Below are 18,056 nucleotides of genomic sequence, written 5' to 3' on the forward strand. Positions count from 1 at the left end.
TTAAACAAATGCCTCAATCCCTAACGCAATAGTAATGACAATTTGACCGTATTAATAAAACGGTATAGTTTTTAACCTATGTAAGCGATTATAAAATTTAAGAATGAGTTTTTTTAAGAAAATCTTCTCGAAAGAGAAAAAGGAAACCTTAGATAAGGGGTTAGAAAAAACCAAAACAAGTTTTTTCTCTAAATTATCAAAAGCAGTTGCAGGAAAAGCAAAGGTTGATGATGATGTATTAGATAATTTAGAAGAAGTATTGGTATCGTCTGATGTAGGAGTTGAAACAACTTTAAAAATTATTGATAGAATAGAAGAACGTGTATCTAGAGATAAGTATTTAGGAACTGAAGAATTAAACCAAATCTTACGTGAAGAAATAGCAGGTTTATTATCAGAAACCAATACAGGAGATGAAACAGAGTTTACTATTCCAGCTAATAAAAAGCCATATGTTTTAATGGTTGTAGGAGTAAATGGAGTAGGAAAAACAACTACAATTGGTAAGTTAGCTTCGCAATTTAAAAAGAAAGGTTTAAAAGTGGTTTTAGGAGCAGCTGATACGTTTAGAGCAGCAGCAATAGACCAGTTACAAGTTTGGGCAGATAGAACAGACGTACCAATTGTACGTCAAGAAATGGGCTCAGACCCAGCCTCTGTAGCTTTTGATACCGTACAGTCAGGAGTTAACCAAGATGCTGATGTAATCATTATTGATACAGCAGGACGTTTACATAACAAAGTAAACCTAATGAATGAGCTAACAAAAATAAAGCGTGTAATGCAAAAAGTAATACCAGATGCACCACACGATGTATTGTTAGTGTTAGATGGTTCAACAGGGCAAAATGCTTTTGAACAAGCAAAACAATTTACTAAAGCAACAGAAGTTACTTCATTGGCAGTAACAAAATTAGACGGAACAGCAAAAGGAGGAGTGGTAATTGGTATTTCAGATCAATTCCAAATTCCAGTTAAATATATCGGAGTAGGAGAAGGTATTGATGATTTACAAGTGTTTAATAAACACGAATTTGTAGATTCTTTCTTTAAGTAATATTATTCCAGAAAAGACAGGAAACAATCATAAAAAAACTCCCAATTTGGGAGTTTTTTTATTTTTTAAATTGTCTCAATAACCTTATCAAGAGCTAATCTCGATTTAGGTTTTCTATCAGGTTGGTTAGAGTCCTCTTCATCTCTATAACCTATAGCTACAGCAACAAGAGTGTTATAACCTTCGTTATTCAAAATTTTGTCATAATTTTCAGGTTCAATACCTTCCATTGGAGTAGCATCAATTTCCATTTCAGCACAAGCACTTAAAAAGACTCCTAAAGCTAAATATACCTGCTTATCAAACCAAGCTTTAATCTCTTCCTCAGGTTTTGGTTTTATAAACTCTTTATAATAGTTTACAGCTCCTTCTGGTAGTTCTTTCTCAATTTGTTTTTCAAATAAAGTTATGTCATTAATTCTGTTAAACACAACAACAGTATCGCTCTCTAGAACCTTACTAGTGTTTAGCCAAGATACCTCTGAAAGTTGTTGTTTAGTATCAGCATCAGAAACAAAAATAAATTTCCAAGGTTGACTATTTATTGATGAAGGACTTAGCTGTAAAACCTGTTGCAACTCTTTAATTTTTTCGGATTCAATTTTTTTTGAAGCATTGTATTTTTTGGTAGTGTAACGTTGCTGCATTAATGTTATAAAGCTCATATTCTATTTTTTTAATTAAACTATAAAAATTATAGTAGCAAAAGTAATTATAGTATTTTATCTTTGCAATAACGGTCAAAAAGGATAGTATAAGTTATGGAGGTACAAACATCTAAAACACTTAAATTTAAAGGAAAAGAGTTTCCTTGTTGCACAAGTCTTACCATGGGGGTTATTGGAGGAAAATGGAAAACTGTCATTCTTTTTCATTTAATAAAAGGAACACTCCGTTATAGTGAGTTAAGAAAAGAAATTCCAATGGTTACAGAACGAACACTAAGCTTGCAGTTAAAATCGTTGGAAGAGGACGGAGTAATTAAAAGAAAGGTGTACACATCAAAACCTCCTTTAAAAGTAGAATATTCGTTAACTGATTTAGGAAAAACATTGATTCCTGTAGTGCAGTCTATTGCAGATTGGGGAGATTTTGTAGTAAACAACTACTCCAAGTAAAAGTTAGTAAACCGCAAGTTATTTGAATTCATATACGATAAAGCTTCTTTTTAAGGTAAAAGTAACTTTTCGTTTTTTATAATTACATTTGATAATCAAATACTTGACTCCATGAGAAAAATACTACTATTACTATTAATCACTTTATTTATTAATTCATGCAAGCAAACATCCAGTAAATTGTACTTTAAAAAGTATGATGAATCTTCAGAAATAGAAGCACAGCAAAAGCATGAAAAGAAGAGAATGCAGTTTAAGCTACTACAGTCTCATTTTTTAGATTTAAATAAAGAATTCAAACCTTTTGAAAAGGAGTTGTCAAAATTTTCAGAAGAAGAATATCAACAACTAAAACCATTAATTTTAGAAAAAGATATTCCAACTATTCAAAAAAGCATAACAAATAAAAAACTCACCTACGAAAAACTAACATTATTCTATTTATATAGAATTCGAAAATATGAAAGTGATAGCACAAAGTATTTGAATGCAATCATATCACTAAATCCAAAGCTTCTAGAAGAAGCGAGAGCAAAAGATAAAGAGGCTAAAGAGGTTAATGAATATTCGCTTAGTGGAATTCCTATTCTAATAAAAGATAATATTGATGCAGAAGGAATGATAACTACAGCAGGAGCAGTAGCCTTACAAAACAATTTAACTGATAGCGATGCTTTTATTGTCAAAAAATTAAAAGAAGCAGGAGCGTTGATTTTAGGAAAAGTAAATTTAAGTGAATGGGCATATTTCTTTTGTGAAGATTGCCCATTAGGTTATAGCGCTACTGGGGGACAGACCTTAAACCCTTATGGAAGAAAAGTTTTTGAAACAGGAGGATCAAGCTCAGGAAGCGGAGTTTCTGTAGCAGCAAACTATGCAGTAGCTGCTGTAGGTACAGAAACAGCAGGGTCTATAACTTCACCATCAAGCCAAAACTCAGTAGTTGGGTTAAAACCAACAATTGGTGTTTTAAGTCGCTCAGGAATTGTTCCGATTTCAAGTACGTTAGATACACCAGGACCGATGACTAAAAGCATAGTAGATAATGCTATTTTATTTGAAGCAATGCTTGGGAAAGATAACGAAGATGCTGCTTCTTTAGAAATAGAAGATTTTAATCCTAAAGAATTACTTAATGAAAGTTACACAATTAAAGGAAAAAGAATAGGAGTACTAAAACCTATATTAACAGATTCTATCTATAAAGCAAGTGTAGAAAAGTTACAAGAAGCTGGTGCAGAAATTATAGAGATAACTCCACCAGAAATTTCATTTGATGGATTTATTACGCTGCTAAATATAGATATGAAACATGATTTACCTAAATACCTATCTACTTATGCAAACAAAGAGCTAACAGTAAAAGGTATAGAAGATGTAGTTGCATACAACAAAAAAGATTCTATTAAAAGAGCTCCTTACGGACAACAGCTATTTGAAGGGATATTAAAAGACACAACAACTTTAGCACAGTTAAAAGTCGTAAAAGATAGTTTGAGTTTTAACGGAAAGAAGTTTTTACAAGATTTAAAAACTCAAAATTTAGATGTTATTCTATCCATTAATAATTATCATTCTGGTATTGCAGCAGTAGCAAAGTACCCGACATTAACAGTTCCTATGGGATATAAAAACTCTGGAGAACCTGTTAGTTTAACGTTTATAGGGAAACCTTTTACTGAAAAAGAATTATTGCAGCTAGGGTATACATTTGAACAACTAACGAAAGTAAGAAAGACTCCGGTTGATTATCGTTAATAGTGCTACATATAAAATAAAAACTCCCAATTTGGGAGTTTTTATTTTAATCTTCTAATTTGTATTTTCCAATATGACCAGACACATCTCCGCCGAGATAAAGATATCCATCATGCTCTTCAACAGAACTCGCTTCTGACACAACTTTACCAGTCGTGTCATAATAAGTTTTTAAAATCTCTCCATCAGCACTCAAATGCATAATCATTCCATAGCGAGCTACTTTAGGTTGTAAAAATAAAGGAAGACCATAAACTAACTTTTTTACAAGAGGTTTAGAATGTATTTCATCTAAAGAAGGATCTCTTTTAGTTGAGAAACCAAGCCAAAAGCTACCATCGGTTCTTCTAGAGACTCCATTAGGAAAACCAGGTAGGTTGTCTAGAAAAACATCTGTTGTTCCTTTATTACTACCTTTTAACCAGTATCTAAGGATTCTGTATTTAGCTAAATCCACCATTAATACAAAATCATCATTTTGAGAAACCGCAACACCGTTTCCAAAATAAGTACCATCTATAAGTGTTTTAACTTGTTTGGTTTTCGGATTGTAACTATAAAGACCTCCATCGGGTTTCGCTTCCGTTAAAAGTTTCCAAATGTGTGTTCTATTAAAAGGTATTTTAGAAGAAGTATTGGTAAAATAAATAGTTCCATCAGAGGCAATATCTACATCGTTGGGAATAAGAAATTTATTTCCGCGCTCATCTTCACTTGCTAAAATTGTAATTTTTCCATTTTTGTCAACACTTATTAAGCCTCTTTCTAAATCGCAAGCAATTAGGTTTTGATTGCTGTCAAAATGTAGACCAGCAACCCAAGATTCTGTATTACAAAACACAGAGACTTTGCCTGAGGTGTCAATTTTTAAAATTCTACCGTCTGAAAAATCTGTTTCAGAAATGTGTACCCCACAATATAGGTTTCCTTGTTTGTCTACGGCAATATCCTCAGGCCCATACCAACCGTCTAAATTGATGTGTTGGGTTGAGCTTAAGAGCTCATTTTCAAGAAGTGCACCTACTAACTTAGGAGGTGTGGGAGGAGACCAAGCTTCTGGATTAATTGAACACGATTTAAAAGTAACACTGGTTATAAAAATGAGTAAGATTAATAATGTAGCGTATTTTACTAATGATGCAATTTTCATTGTATTTGTTTTTATAATTTATAAAGACAAAGAAAATGACAGCAATTTATTTCTATCTTGATAAATGTTAGGAAATAGTAACTTCTTTTCGAATTCTACTCAAAGATTCAGCAGCTATACCAAGAAAACTTGCGATTTGGTATTGAGGAGCTCTTAAAACAATTTTTTTATCATAGTTTTTAATAAAGTCTAAATACTTTTTCTTAGCCGATTTTGTTTGCATAGTTAGAGCTCTTTGTTGTGCACAAAGGTGATTTTGCTCAGCTAAAACTCTACCAAATTTCTCAAAATTGGAAGATTCTTTATATAATTGAGTTAAACTTTCAAAAGAAACTTTATAAACTACGCTGTCTTCAATAGCCTCTAGAAACTCAAGGGAAGGGGTTTGGTATATAAAACTATCAAAAACTGTTATAAAGTGTTTATCACAAGAAAAATAGGTTGTAAACTCTTTACCTTCTATATTTTTAAATGTTCTAAAAAAACCAGATTCAATAAAGTATAAATCCTTCGCTTTTTTCCCTTCTTTAATAACTAATGTTTTTGCTTTGTATTCTTTTCTTTCTAATCGATTATAAAATATTTGAAACTCATTCTCAGTAAGTCCAATTAAGTCATGTAGCAATCTTTTGAGTTCGTCCATTTTTTAATATAAAGTTCAATTAACAGCGAAGTTATCTAAAGTAAGGCTAAGAATCAAACTAATTTTTAAGGGTTTAAAGTTAAAGAAGTTCAATTAAAACGTATCTTTGCACACCGAATTTTTATAGTATGCGTACCAAAACAACAAAACAAAATAAAATTAACGTAGTTACTTTAGGCTGCTCTAAAAACGTTTACGATAGTGAAGTGTTAATGGGTCAGTTAAAAGCCAATGGTAAAGAAGTGGTTCATGAAGATGAAAATGATGATGGAAATATTGTAGTAATTAATACGTGTGGTTTTATTGGTAAAGCCAAAGAAGAAAGTGTAGAAACTATTTTACACTACGCACAGAAGAAAGAAGAAGGTGAAGTAGATAAAGTGTTTGTTACTGGTTGTTTAAGTGAACGTTACAAACCAGACTTAGAAGCTGAAATAACGAATGTAGACCAGTATTTTGGTACACACGATTTACCAAACTTATTAAAAGTTTTAGAAGCTGATTATAAGCATGAGCTAATTGGTGAGCGTTTAACTACAACTCCAGAGCACTATGCCTATTTAAAGATTGCAGAAGGTTGTGATCGTCCGTGTTCGTTTTGTGCTATTCCATTAATGAGAGGTAAACATGTTTCTACTCCTATAGAAGATCTGGTTACAGAAGCTACGAAGTTGGCTGAAAAAGGGATTAAGGAAATCATGCTAATCGCGCAAGATTTAACCTATTACGGATTAGATATTTATAAAAAACGTGCCTTAGCAGATTTACTAAAAGAGTTGGTAAAAGTTGATGGTATAGAGTGGATTCGTTTGCATTATGCTTTTCCAACAGGTTTTCCTATGGATGTATTAGAAGTAATGAAGAACGAACCAAAAGTTTGTAATTATTTAGACATACCATTGCAGCATATCAATACCGAAATTTTAAAATCGATGAAACGTGGTACAACACACGAAAAAACCACAGCATTGATTCATAAGTTTCGTGAAGCAGTACCAAACATGGCAATTCGTACAACGTTAATTGTTGGATATCCAGGAGAAACAGAAGAGCAGTTTCAAGAATTAAAAGATTGGGTAGAAGAGATGCGTTTTGAGCGTTTAGGTGCTTTTGAATATTCACACGAAGAAAATACAGGAGCCTATGTTTTAGAAGATGATGTTCCAGCTGATGTAAAATTCAGACGTGTAAATGAAATTATGGAAGTGCAGTCTCAAATTTCTTGGGAATTGAATCAAGAGAAAATAGGGAAAACCTTTAAATGTTTATTCGATAGAAAAGATGGAGAGTATTATTACGGACGTACCGAGTTTGATTCACCAGATGTAGATAATGACGTAATTGTTGATGCACGTGAATATTATATTAAACTAGGAGAGTTTATTGATATAGAAATTTTTGATGCAGGTGATTTTGATTTACATGGAAAACCATTAGTAAAACAAGAGAGACCAGTGCCTTTAAATCAAAAGAAGAAATAAAATCAAACCTGCTAAAAGCAGGTTTTTTTATGCATATTTGCTGTATGAAAAAAGCCTATTTTAACTGGAGCTCTGGAAAAGACTCTTCATTAGCATTATACAAAATATTACAGCAAAAAGAATACGATGTGCAAAAGTTGATAACGAATGTAAATCAAGATTATCAACGTGTTTCAATGCATGGTTTGCATGAAGATTTGTTAGATGCACAGGCTGAAAGTATAGGGATTCCTTTAGAAAAAATATATTTTCCTGCTGAGGTTACTATGGATTTGTATAACCAGAGAATGAAGGAGAAAACGGCTGAGTTAAAAGATGCAGGGCTTGTAAATGGTATTTTTGGAGATATTTTTTTAGAGGATTTAAGAGCTTATCGTGATTCGAAACTGCAAGAAGTAGGAATTACAGGTGTGTATCCGTTATGGAAACAAGATACAAAAGAGTTACTTCGTGAGTTTTTAGCCTTAGGTTTTAAAACAATAACTGTTTGTGTGAATGCAAAATTGCTAGGAGAAGAGTTTGTAGGGAGAATTATTGATGAAGACTTTATCAATGAGCTTCCTGAAGGAGTAGATGTTTGCGGAGAAAATGGTGAGTTTCATACCTTTTGTTATGACGGACCTATTTTTAAGAAACCTGTGGAGTTTGAAATAGGAGAGAAGGTGTTGAAATCCTATACTTTGCATAAAAGTGATGATGACAATTGTTATCAAGATTCAAAGAAAACTAAGAAAACAGAGGAAAGCTCCACTAAAAACTATGATAGAAGTTTTTGGTACTGTGATTTACTGTTAAAAAAGTAATTTGCTTATTGGTTCTAATAAATTTTTTGCTGGGGAATTTTCTAAGCAAGAGCTACAGGCGTTATACATAAATAAACAATCGATAAAATCGGTTAGCATGTGTAGTAGCAACCCTAAACCGATAATGTTATAAGGTCTTTTTAAAAAAAGTAAGATAACATACAGTCCTATTGCATAGTAGGAATGGAATATGTGAAAACCAAAACTACATCGGTTAGGATCAAATATAGGACTTGCTAATAAGTGATCTACATCTACCAACATGGTAGCAAGTAGTAATAGCGCAATTTTTTTCCAGTTATTTTTAAAAAATAGATAGGCTATAATTACAGGGAAACCAAAATGTAAAAAGTAGTGAATAAATGTTTGCATTTGCTTAAAGCTTAAACAACTTCTTTTTCTAAAGCTAAAAAATGTGTGATTTCCGAGTTGTTATTGTTATGTAGTGGAATTATGTATAGTTCACATTTATAGGTAGATTTATCTTTTCTGTAATTAATGATTACATCTTTAAATGGTTTTCCTTTTAAAAGTTTTGTTTGAATTCTTTTTCTAGTAGTCTCCTTTGTTTTTTCTCCTTGTAAAAATCGTGGGGTTTTGTTTAATGCAAATTCTTTTTCGTAGCCCGTCATTTTGGTAAAACCATCACTTACCCAAATTATTTTCTTTTGTATATCGGTAAGAACTAAAGATTCATAATCGTTTTCTTTTATTATAGATGTAATGTTATTTTTCCAGTTGAAGCTTTTTGAAAATGTTTTTATGAGTTTTAAGTCACTGTATAGTTCTTTTTCAATAAACAAGTCTTGAATTCCCCAACTTAAAAGGTTTATACTTTTTTTAGATGAAGGATTAAGGTTATCAGCAATTTTAACGTATTCTTCTTTGTCTAAATTTGATACATAAATATCTAAAGACATCATTTTATCAAAACTATTTTTCATACCTACTAAATAACTACTTTTTTTAGTAAAACTAAAATTTTTCAAAAACACCTAGGCCAAATAAGGCAAAATCATACTTAACAGGGTCTTTCTTATCAAACTTTCTTAGAGTTACATCAAGTTCTTGAATGGCTTTCCAATCGTTTTGTTTTCTAGTAAGAATTTTTAATTTTCGAGCAATATTTCCTGTATGTACATCTAGCGGACAGTGTAAATGCGCTGGTGAGTGTGTTTTCCAAATACCTAAATCGACTCCAGTTGTATTATCACGAACCATCCAACGTAAAAACATGTTAATTCTTTTGGATGCAGAACCTTTTAAAGGGTCAGAAACGTGTTTTAAAGTTCTTGATTGGTGTGGAATTTCAAAAAATACTTGTTTAAAGTTATGAATAGCATGCTGATAATTATCGGCATTATCTTTTGGTTGTAACACAGCTTCTAATCCGCCATGATTTTGGTAGATGTTTTTTAACGATTGAACAAAGAGCTTAAAATCATCAGCATTAAACGTTCGGTGTACAAATCCGTCAAAATCAGCTAAATCTTCTTCAGAATGATTGAGGACAAAATCGTACGGAGAATTTCCCATTAAATCCATCATTTTATGGGAGTTGTTAATAATCATTTTACGGTTTCCCCAAGCAATAGTTGCAGCTAAAAAACCAGCAATTTCAATATCCTCTTTTACCGAAAATTGGTGTGGAATTTGAATGGGGTCACTATCAATAAAATCTGGATTATTGTATTGTGTTACTTTTTCGTCTAAAAATTCTTTGAGCTCCTTTTTGTTCATTTTATGCTAAATCTCCTGCAAAACTAAGCAAAACAAAGAAAGCATTGTAACAAGCGTGTAATAAGATACTCCATTGTAAACCAAAACGAACCCTGATAAACCCTAAATAACCACCTAATATAGTTTGTGGAGCTACTAGTATTGGTGCTAATAAAAGTACGTTGGTGGTAATATTAAAGTTAGTTAAATGTACCAAACCAAAAAGTAGCGCGAATACATAAAAGGCTATTTTAAAAGTTTTTTTACCATGAAATAAGGTGATTGGTGCTCTAAAAAATAACTCTTCAAACAAAGGAGCTAAAATGATTGTAAGAAAAGCGATAAACCATTTGGTATGCGCTTTTAGTAATTCCTCCATCGCATGTTCATTCATGTTTATCAAACCTAATTCTTGAACAAGAAGAAAAAGAGGCGATAATATTGCACCTGTAATAATGCTTATGAAAAGGAGGTGAAAGAATTTTTGGAATCGATACGAAATATCTTGGTTGGTATCTTCTTCTAAAACAGGTTTTTTTAAATAAGTAACAAGTTCTTGAAAAGTTTCTTTCATGTGAGTGATTTATTAATTAGTAGCAAGAAACTCTAAATAGTTACATTATTCAACAATAATTCCGTCTTTCATTGTAAGCGTTCTATCAGCCATTTTTGCTAATTCTTTGTTGTGTGTAACTAATACAAACGTTTGTCCAAACTCATCACGTAATTTAAAAAACAATTCATGTAAGTTTTTTGCTGAGGTAGAATCAAGGTTTCCTGAAGGTTCGTCAGCAAAAATAACAGAAGGTTCATTAATTAAAGCTCTGGCAACAGCAACACGTTGTTGTTCTCCTCCAGAAAGCTCGTTAGGTTTATGATTTTCTCTATGCGATAATCCTAAAAAGGCTAGTAATTCTTTGGCTCTTTTTTCGGTTTCTACTTTTCCTTTTCCTCCTATAAAGGCAGGGATACAAACATTTTCTAAGGCAGTAAACTCTGGTAATAACTGATGAAATTGAAAAATGAATCCGATATGTTTATTTCGGAAAGCAGAAACTTTGGTATCGTTTAAATCTTTGATAGAAACACCATCTACCAATAATTCGTAGCTCTGATCTTTTAATGGTTTATCTAAGGTTCCTAAAATTTGCAGTAAGGTTGTTTTTCCAGCTCCTGAAGGACCAACAATAGCTACAATTTCTCCTTTTTTTATATGAAGATCAACGCCTTTTAATATTTCTACCTCTCCGTAATGTTTGTGGATGTTTTTAGCAACAATCATAGTGATATTTTCTAAGTAACGAATGTATAAAAAAGAAATCAGATAAGCTTTAATGCTTATCTGATTTCAAACAATACATAAACGCGTATTTAAATTATGTTTTTAATGTTGTTGTAATCGATAAAATAAACTAATCGAACTGAAAATCTGTGTTGCATGCTTTGATCAAAAAGTTTTGAGATGTTGTTTTTAAAATCAATGTTTGCAGGAGCAAAATCATGATCTGGTCTTATAGAGTTTCTGTAGAAAAAGATTAATTGACTCCCTGGAGCAAACTGCCATTGATAGTTTACATCCAAGTTCCAACTATTAAAGTTTCTGTCGTGCTCTCCTTGGTAGTTGTTTTCTGTAAGTTCTCCATTTTGTTCATTTAAGCTAAAATATTTTCCTTGATATGGAACTTTACTCCAGTTATGTCTAAATGATAATGATACTGCCGATTTTGTACTGAAAGTATATTTTCCTGTTAAAGAATTGTCGTATGTAGTCCAATCGCGCTGTCCGAAAATAATATGATCTTTTAAAGGAGTTAATGAAGGTCTTTCTTCTATATCATCCTCATCAACTTTTGTAACATATCCTTGATCGTTATTGGTTTTTCCATACCTAAAACCGTAAATTAAAGAAAATTTGTTGGTAAAGCGATATCTAGGTGAAAATCTAAAGCCATAGTCTTCTTTAGGGTTGTCGTTATAAAAGGTATAATACCAATTATAATCTATTGCAAACTTTTTTCTATAATCGGTAGATCCCCAATGGTTCACATTCAGCCTTTCAGGTCTGTTAAAGTAGATGCCACTTGTTGTTCCTTCTCTTGGTTCAAAAAAGTCTTTTCGTTCAGTACTATAATTTAAGTTTCCTCCAAAGCTGAATCGTTTTTTGGTATCAGCCCAAAAAGATAAGCCAGCATTGGTACCAACATAAGTTCCTGGATTGTGCAAAAAGTTAAAGTTATAGTATATGTTGGCTCCGTAATTATTAAATATTCCTTTAGGTTTTAACAAACGGTAACCAACAAAACCGTAAATAGTTTGTTCATTATTGCTAAAAAGAATCCCCATATCATTAGGGTTGTAGTCTTTGTTTTCAAAGTTATACCCAATTTCTCCACGCCAATTTCCTGATTGTTTACCTATACTGGTATCAAAAGCGTACCCAGTATTAGGATTGTCTGCATCATCAGAAATATTACTCATTTTAAAGCTACCATCTATATTATACTTACTTTCTTTGTCTTCAACATGCCATAGAAGTCCAGTAACATTAGCATCTCTAAATCGTCCGTCACGAGTTACATTGGTATTGATTAAGGTAATTGACGAGTTTTGATTAAACTGCTGATCCAATACCATAATATTGTAGTTAGAAAACGGGTTTACTGTAGTTTTATAGGTACTAACATTACTAATAGTATCTAAGCCATTAATTGTTTGTTCAGTTCTTTCAACAGTAGCTTCTGTTTTTTCGGTAATGGCGTTAAAAAAACCAACACCTAAACCTCCTTTGGTTCTTCCAGATATTTTTATGGCGTTTAGCATTTGAACTTTATCAGGAACATCTATAACTTCATCGTTAACTTTTTTCCCATCAGTAAATTCTTCATCGTCTCTTCGTTCACCAGAAAATTGATCTATTGGTCTTCCTCCAATTCTTCTTGAATAAAATAGGCGTCCTTTACTAAATAGTTCAGTTCCTTCAGTAAAAAACTGACGTTGTTCTGTAAATTGTTGTTCAAAAGGACCAAGGTTTAAGGTAACATTATCAAAACCTACTTGGCTAAAATCAGGAATTAAAGTAGCGTCTAAAGTAAAGTTTTCGGTAATTCCATATTTTACATCCATACCTACACTCCAGTCAAAATCGGTATTACCATCTTTAGTGGTAGTAGTTGCCGATGCGTATGGATAAAAGTTTAATCGAGTAGGAGGTTTTATGTTGGTGAAGTTTTCATATAAACCATCATATTGCGTCCAGTTTCCTTGTTGGTTATCAATATGATTCCAAGTAAATTGAGCGTTTAAATTCAATACTTTTCTGTGGAAGTTAATTCCCCATGATTGAACCGGAACATTGGCAAAACGTAAAGCTCTATAAGGAATCTTCATTTCTACAACCCAAGAGTCTTCATTAATACTAAAATCGCTATCCCATACAGCACTCCAGTTAAAATCTTCATTTCCGTTTGATACTTTTGAATCTGCTTGCGCACCAGAACTGGTTACAATAAATTCAAAAGGATTTTGTCCATCATCGTTAGGGTTAATGGTTATTAAAAAGAAATCACTGTTACCAATATTGTCTCTGTTAGTAAACTCAGCAGGTATTTTAGATGGTTCAGGATCGTACATTTTAGCACTGATGTAAATAGCATTATCATCGTACACTAATTTTACTACTGTTTTATGGGTGTCAGGTTCTGCTTTTCCGTTATCAGGACGCATCATTACAAAGTCTTTTGCGGCAGGAACATTTTTCCAAGCAGCATCATCTAATTTTCCGTCAATTTTTGGAGGTGAATCTACACGTATTACGTCTAGTTTTTTTCTGTTTTGGTTAATGGTTTGGGCATTTGTAACTCCTATAAAGAAGAAACAGGTTGTAATAAATGCTAAAACTTTAAGCATAGTTGATTGAGATATAGTATTAGTTGTTGGGCTAAATTATTATGATTAGGATAAATAAATCACAAAATCATGTTAATTACGGTAAAGACCTGTTAAAAAAAAGAATGTTACATGCTTAAATGTTAAAAAAATGTAAAAATGGAAATTAAATAAAATTGATTTTAATCATAAATTAAAGTACAATTTATAAGGTATTATAAATTGAATTTGTATTTTTGTTCGACTTTAAAAATTCATATCTAATGAACTTACACGAATATCAAGGTAAAGAAATATTAAGCAGTTTTGGCGTTCGTATTCAACGTGGAATTGTTGCAAATACTCCAGAAGAAGCTGTTGAAGCAGCGAAGAAATTAACAGAAGAAACAGGTACTGGTTGGCATGTAATCAAAGCTCAAGTACACGCAGGTGGTCGTGGAAAAGGTGGTGGTGTTAAGTTAGCTAAAAACTTAGATGAGGTAAAAAGTATTGCTGATGACATTTTAGGAATGATGTTAGTAACTCCTCAAACTTCAGCAGAAGGTAAGTTAGTTAACCAAGTGTTAATTGCTGAGGATGTATATTATCCTGGTGATAGTGAGCCAGATGAATTTTATATGTCAGTTTTGTTAAACCGTGCTACGGGTAGAAACATGATTATGTATTCTACTGAAGGAGGTATGGATATTGAAACTGTGGCAGAAGAAACTCCACACTTAATTTTTACAGAAGAAATTGATCCAGGAACAGGATTATTACCTTTCCAAGCTCGTAAAATTGCTTTTAACTTAGGTTTAAGCGGTGGGGCTTTAAAAGAAATGGTAAAGTTTGTTACTGCTTTATATACTGCATACATCAAGTCTGATTCTTCGATGTTTGAAATTAACCCAGTATTAAAAACATCTGATGATAAAATTATGGCAGTAGATGCTAAAGTGTCGTTAGATGAGAATGCATTATACCGTCATAAAGATTATGCAGCAATGCGTGATTTACGTGAAGAAAACCCAATTGAGGTAGAAGCTAAAGCTGCAGGATTAAACTATGTAGATTTAGATGGTAACGTTGGATGTATGGTAAACGGAGCTGGTTTAGCAATGGGAACTATGGATTTAATTAAGCAAGCAGGTGGTGATCCAGCTAACTTCTTAGATGTTGGGGGTACTGCAGATGCACAACGTGTTGAAACTGCTTTCGGAATTATTTTAAAAGATCCTAATGTAAAAGCTATCTTAGTAAATATTTTTGGAGGAATCGTTCGTTGTGATCGTGTTGCTCAAGGTGTTGTAGATGCTTATAAAAATATGGGAGACAAAATTAATGTGCCTATTATTTGTCGTTTACAAGGAACAAACGCTAAAGAAGCAAAAGAATTAATTGACAACAGCGGAATGGAAATTATCTCAGCTACTGAGTTCCAAGAAGCTGCTGATAAAGTAGGAGAAGTTTTAAGCGCTTAAAACTTTTTTTAATTAATTCTTAGTAATATATTTAAAAAAACCTCACTGTTACAGTGAGGTTTTTTTAGTATTATTCAACTTCTCAATAAAGAAAATACTTTATGTAAAGTGCTGTGCTCTTTTAAAACATCATATTTATTCTGATAGGGATATTTATCTTTGTTGTTAATTTTTCATCATTGATACGTCCACTAAACCAATTAGTTTTATTTTTCTCTATATAGTCGTATATAATTTTAGTTAAACCTTCATTTTCATTTTCTGCTGAATAATTGATGTCTTGAACTTCTCCTTCTTTATTAACCCAAAAAGTAACTTTTTCTTCTATATTAATTTTAGTGCGTCCCTTATCATTTATGTCGAAAGGAGCTTTAAAAGTGATTTCATTATACAAACCTTTAACAAAATTATAAAGACCTCCTATTCTTGTGGGTGGACATGATAATTTCATGACTTTGATTTCACTATTAACAACAACTTCGAATTCTCTAATGCTACCACATTCAGAATTTTTGATAAAAATATTCTTATCATAATCGAATTCATGAATTATATCTCCTTTTGCATTATAAAATTTCCATATACCTATCCTTTGATTATTTTTGTAATTACCTTGAACTCTAATTTTATTTCCAGACTTATCATATTTTTCAACCCATAGGCCTTCTCGTTTTCCATTTATATATTGTCCTTTGGTTAAATTTCTGAATGGAGGTGTATATGATGTTATCTTATAGTCCCCATGCTTTGTTATCCCATCAGATAATAAAACATGAAACTTAGCTTTTCCAAAGCCAGCATTTTCTTTAACTTTTTTTGTCTTTTGTGAAAATATAGATGTACTTGTTAATATTAAAAATAAGATAATAGTTTTTTTCATGGTTATATATTTATTGAAGAAGTTAATTAATATCACTTAAATGCTTTTATTAAGAATAGAGTTTTATGAAGAAAGAGCCTACAATTTTCCTTTCAAAACCTCAATTTCATCTCGTAATTGTGCTGCTACTAAAAAGTCTAAAGCTTTGGCAGCTTCTTCCATTTGCTTGCGTTTAGTGCGAATACGTTTTTCTATTTCTTGTTTAGGTAGGTATTCCAACTCTTGTTCAGCAGCTTTTTGTGCCACATTATCATAATGATATGAGGTAATCGCATTTTTAGATAAAGTATTATCTATCTTTTTATTGATTTGAGTTGGAGTAATTCCGTGAGCTGTATTGTAATTAATTTGCTTTTCACGTCTACGATTGGTCTCGTCAATAGTGAGTTGCATGCTATTGGTAATTTTATCCGCATACATAATTGCTTTACCATTTACGTTACGTGCAGCACGTCCCACGGTTTGTGTTAACGAACGATGTGAACGTAAAAAACCTTCTTTATCGGCATCTAAAATAGCAACTAAGGAAACTTCTGGTAAGTCTAACCCTTCACGAAGTAGATTTACTCCAATTAACACATCAAATAAACCTTTACGTAGATCCTGCATAATTTCTACACGTTCTAAGGTGTCTACATCAGAGTGTATATAACGGCAACGTACTTGAATTCTAGTTAAGTATTTAGCTAATTCCTCAGCCATACGCTTTGTTAAGGTGGTAACCAAAGTACGTTCATCTTTTTCTACACGCACTTGAATTTCTTCAATTAAATCATCTATTTGATTTAAACTCGGGCGGATTTCAATTTCAGGATCTAATAGTCCTGTTGGTCTAATAACTTGTTCTACAAATAAACCTTCGGTTTTTTGTAATTCATAATCTGCTGGTGTTGCAGAAACGTAGATTACTTGGTTTTGTAAAGCTTCGAACTCTTCAAACTTTAATGGACGGTTATCCATTGCAGCAGGTAAACGGAATCCGTATTCTACCAAGTTTTCTTTTCGACTTCTATCTCCGCCATACATCGCGTGAACTTGTGGTACAGTAACATGACTTTCATCAATCACCATCAAGTAGTCATCAGGAAAATAATCTAACAAACAGAAAGGACGGGTACCTGCTTCTCTTCCGTCTAAGTAACGAGAATAATTTTCAATTCCAGAACAATAGCCTAACTCACGAATCATTTCTAAATCAAACTCAGTGCGCTCTTGTAAACGTTTTGCTTCTAAATGTTTTCCTATTTCTTTAAAATAATCTACCTGTTTTACCATATCCTCCTGAATTTGATGAATGGCGTTTTGTAGTATATCTGGAGAGGTTACGAATAGGTTAGCAGGATAAATATTCAGCTTGTCTAATCGCGTAAGAACTTCGTTGGTTTCAATATCGAAGGTTTCTATTTCTTCTATTTCATCTCCAAAAAAGTGAATTCGATAACCGTTTTCACCATAGGAAGGATAAATTGTAACGACGTCACCTTTTACTTTAAACGTTCCGCTTTTTACTTCAACTTCAGTACGTGCATATAAACTTGTTACTAACCTATGTAAAAATTTGGTACGAGAAATTTGTTGATCAACTTCAATAGTGATGACATTCTTTTTGAATTCAGTCGGATTTCCAATACCATACAAACAAGATACCGAGGCTACTACTAGCACATCTCGACGTCCTGAAAGTAGGGAAGAAGAGGTGCTAATTCGTAAGCGTTCTATTTCATCATTGATGGATAAGTCTTTTTCAATATAGGTTCCTGTTACAGGAATATAAGCTTCTGGTTGGTAGTAATCATAATATGAAACGAAATACTCTACAGCATTGTTTGGAAAGAACTGCTTGAATTCAGAATATAATTGGGCAGCTAAGGTTTTGTTATGAGCCAATACTAATGTTGGACGATTGACTTCAGCAACAACATTGGCTACTGAAAAAGTTTTACCAGACCCTGTAACACCTAAAAGTGTTTGATATCTTTCGTCGGCTAAAATTCCGTTAGCTAATTGTTTAATTGCCTGTGGTTGATCTCCTGTAGGTTTAAATTCTGAGTGTAATTCAAAGTTCATTCAACAAAAATACGGATAGTTATCTATGTGATGAA

General features: G+C 32.4%; 17 protein-coding genes. 6 read left to right on the plus strand and 11 right to left on the minus strand.

What is annotated here, in order from left to right:
- The first annotated feature begins 103 nt into the window (after nt 1–103).
- Nucleotides 104–1,057, plus strand: a complete 954-nt coding sequence (ftsY, locus tag C8N27_RS08545; protein WP_121147031.1) for a signal recognition particle-docking protein FtsY — start codon at nt 104–106, stop codon at nt 1,055–1,057.
- 65 nt (nt 1,058–1,122) lie between these two features.
- Here the strand turns inward: ftsY and C8N27_RS08550 are convergent, their stop codons facing one another.
- A complete protein-coding gene (locus C8N27_RS08550; RefSeq protein WP_121147032.1) occupies nt 1,123–1,722 on the minus strand; it encodes a nitroreductase family protein in 600 nt (199 codons plus the stop codon).
- 96 nt (nt 1,723–1,818) lie between these two features.
- Here C8N27_RS08550 and C8N27_RS08555 point away from each other — a divergent pair, with 96 nt between their 5' ends.
- On the plus strand, nt 1,819–2,175 hold the full coding sequence (locus C8N27_RS08555) for a winged helix-turn-helix transcriptional regulator (protein ID WP_099216540.1): 357 nt from the start codon (nt 1,819–1,821) through the stop codon (nt 2,173–2,175).
- 111 nt (nt 2,176–2,286) lie between these two features.
- Entirely contained in the window at nt 2,287–3,933 is a 1,647-nt protein-coding gene (locus C8N27_RS08560; protein WP_121147033.1) for an amidase family protein, read from the plus strand.
- A gap of 46 nt (nt 3,934–3,979) precedes the next feature.
- On the opposite strand, the gene C8N27_RS08565 is transcribed toward C8N27_RS08560, so the two are convergent.
- Nucleotides 3,980–5,083: an SMP-30/gluconolactonase/LRE family protein gene (locus C8N27_RS08565; protein ID WP_121147034.1), complete on the minus strand. Its 1,104-nt coding sequence runs from the start codon at nt 5,081–5,083 to the stop codon at nt 3,980–3,982.
- Nucleotides 5,084–5,150: 67 nt separating this feature from the next.
- Nucleotides 5,151–5,726 (minus strand): Crp/Fnr family transcriptional regulator, encoded by a 576-nt coding sequence (locus C8N27_RS08570; protein ID WP_121147035.1) that lies wholly within the window; start codon nt 5,724–5,726, stop codon nt 5,151–5,153.
- 128 nt (nt 5,727–5,854) lie between these two features.
- On the opposite strand from C8N27_RS08570, the gene rimO reads away from it, so the two are divergent.
- Together rimO and C8N27_RS08580 are read left to right on the plus strand one after the other, a co-directional pair.
- Entirely contained in the window at nt 5,855–7,207 is a 1,353-nt protein-coding gene (rimO, locus tag C8N27_RS08575; protein ID WP_121147036.1) for a 30S ribosomal protein S12 methylthiotransferase RimO, read from the plus strand.
- 44 nt (nt 7,208–7,251) lie between these two features.
- Nucleotides 7,252–8,010, plus strand: coding sequence for a Dph6-related ATP pyrophosphatase (locus C8N27_RS08580; RefSeq protein WP_121147037.1), 759 nt, complete (start codon nt 7,252–7,254; stop codon nt 8,008–8,010).
- Here C8N27_RS08580 and C8N27_RS08585 read toward each other — a convergent pair.
- The 6 genes from C8N27_RS08585 to C8N27_RS08610 all read right to left on the minus strand — a co-directional run bounded on the left by C8N27_RS08585 (nt 7,999) and on the right by C8N27_RS08610 (nt 13,635).
- A complete protein-coding gene (locus C8N27_RS08585) occupies nt 7,999–8,382 on the minus strand; it encodes a DUF6122 family protein (RefSeq protein WP_121147038.1) in 384 nt (127 codons plus the stop codon). The two genes, C8N27_RS08580 and C8N27_RS08585, sit on opposite strands and share 12 nt — an antisense overlap.
- Nucleotides 8,383–8,393: 11 nt before the next feature.
- Nucleotides 8,394–8,954, minus strand: a complete 561-nt coding sequence (locus tag C8N27_RS08590; protein ID WP_244174733.1) for a PAS domain-containing protein — start codon at nt 8,952–8,954, stop codon at nt 8,394–8,396.
- 31 nt (nt 8,955–8,985) lie between these two features.
- Nucleotides 8,986–9,750, minus strand: coding sequence for a TIGR02757 family protein (locus tag C8N27_RS08595; RefSeq protein ID WP_121147039.1), 765 nt, complete (start codon nt 9,748–9,750; stop codon nt 8,986–8,988).
- A 1-nt stretch (nt 9,751) separates the two neighbouring features.
- A complete protein-coding gene (locus C8N27_RS08600) occupies nt 9,752–10,303 on the minus strand; it encodes a CPBP family intramembrane glutamic endopeptidase (RefSeq protein ID WP_121147040.1) in 552 nt (183 codons plus the stop codon).
- Nucleotides 10,304–10,348: 45 nt separating this feature from the next.
- Nucleotides 10,349–11,011, minus strand: a complete 663-nt coding sequence (locus C8N27_RS08605; protein WP_121147041.1) for an ABC transporter ATP-binding protein — start codon at nt 11,009–11,011, stop codon at nt 10,349–10,351.
- 89 nt (nt 11,012–11,100) lie between these two features.
- A complete protein-coding gene (locus C8N27_RS08610; protein ID WP_121147042.1) occupies nt 11,101–13,635 on the minus strand; it encodes a DUF5916 domain-containing protein in 2,535 nt (844 codons plus the stop codon).
- 242 nt (nt 13,636–13,877) lie between these two features.
- On the opposite strand from C8N27_RS08610, the gene sucC reads away from it, so the two are divergent.
- Nucleotides 13,878–15,074 (plus strand): ADP-forming succinate--CoA ligase subunit beta, encoded by a 1,197-nt coding sequence (gene sucC / locus C8N27_RS08615; protein WP_099216529.1) that lies wholly within the window; start codon nt 13,878–13,880, stop codon nt 15,072–15,074.
- Between the two features lie 121 nt (nt 15,075–15,195).
- Here the strand turns inward: sucC and C8N27_RS08620 are convergent, their stop codons facing one another.
- Nucleotides 15,196–15,954, minus strand: a complete 759-nt coding sequence (locus C8N27_RS08620) for a toxin-antitoxin system YwqK family antitoxin (protein WP_121147043.1) — start codon at nt 15,952–15,954, stop codon at nt 15,196–15,198.
- 78 nt (nt 15,955–16,032) lie between these two features.
- Complete coding sequence (gene uvrB / locus C8N27_RS08625) at nt 16,033–18,021, minus strand: excinuclease ABC subunit UvrB (protein ID WP_099216526.1); 1,989 nt, start codon at nt 18,019–18,021, stop codon at nt 16,033–16,035.
- Between the last annotated feature and the right edge of the window lie 35 nt (nt 18,022–18,056).

The organism is Tenacibaculum discolor (genome assembly GCF_003664185.1).
GTDB classification, from domain to species: Bacteria; Bacteroidota; Bacteroidia; order Flavobacteriales; family Flavobacteriaceae; genus Polaribacter; species Polaribacter discolor.

Bases quoted from the DNA above. Each gene is read 5' to 3' on its own strand.
- C8N27_RS08565 (WP_121147034.1), bottom strand. From the start codon at position 5,083: ATGAAAATTGCATCATTAGTAAAATACGCTACATTATTAATCTTACTC.
- C8N27_RS08550 (WP_121147032.1), bottom strand. From the start codon at position 1,722: ATGAGCTTTATAACATTAATGCAGCAACGTTACACTACCAAAAAATAC.
- sucC (WP_099216529.1), top strand. From the start codon at position 13,878: ATGAACTTACACGAATATCAAGGTAAAGAAATATTAAGCAGTTTTGGC.
- C8N27_RS08595 (WP_121147039.1), bottom strand. From the start codon at position 9,750: ATGAACAAAAAGGAGCTCAAAGAATTTTTAGACGAAAAAGTAACACAA.
- C8N27_RS08570 (WP_121147035.1), bottom strand. From the start codon at position 5,726: ATGGACGAACTCAAAAGATTGCTACATGACTTAATTGGACTTACTGAG.
- C8N27_RS08600 (WP_121147040.1), bottom strand. From the start codon at position 10,303: ATGAAAGAAACTTTTCAAGAACTTGTTACTTATTTAAAAAAACCTGTT.
- C8N27_RS08560 (WP_121147033.1), top strand. From the start codon at position 2,287: ATGAGAAAAATACTACTATTACTATTAATCACTTTATTTATTAATTCA.
- ftsY (WP_121147031.1), top strand. From the start codon at position 104: ATGAGTTTTTTTAAGAAAATCTTCTCGAAAGAGAAAAAGGAAACCTTA.
- C8N27_RS08585 (WP_121147038.1), bottom strand. From the start codon at position 8,382: ATGCAAACATTTATTCACTACTTTTTACATTTTGGTTTCCCTGTAATT.
- rimO (WP_121147036.1), top strand. From the start codon at position 5,855: ATGCGTACCAAAACAACAAAACAAAATAAAATTAACGTAGTTACTTTA.
- C8N27_RS08605 (WP_121147041.1), bottom strand. From the start codon at position 11,011: ATGATTGTTGCTAAAAACATCCACAAACATTACGGAGAGGTAGAAATA.
- C8N27_RS08590 (WP_244174733.1), bottom strand. From the start codon at position 8,954: ATGAAAAATAGTTTTGATAAAATGATGTCTTTAGATATTTATGTATCA.
- uvrB (WP_099216526.1), bottom strand. From the start codon at position 18,021: ATGAACTTTGAATTACACTCAGAATTTAAACCTACAGGAGATCAACCA.
- C8N27_RS08580 (WP_121147037.1), top strand. From the start codon at position 7,252: ATGAAAAAAGCCTATTTTAACTGGAGCTCTGGAAAAGACTCTTCATTA.
- C8N27_RS08610 (WP_121147042.1), bottom strand. From the start codon at position 13,635: ATGCTTAAAGTTTTAGCATTTATTACAACCTGTTTCTTCTTTATAGGA.
- C8N27_RS08555 (WP_099216540.1), top strand. From the start codon at position 1,819: ATGGAGGTACAAACATCTAAAACACTTAAATTTAAAGGAAAAGAGTTT.
- C8N27_RS08620 (WP_121147043.1), bottom strand. From the start codon at position 15,954: ATGAAAAAAACTATTATCTTATTTTTAATATTAACAAGTACATCTATA.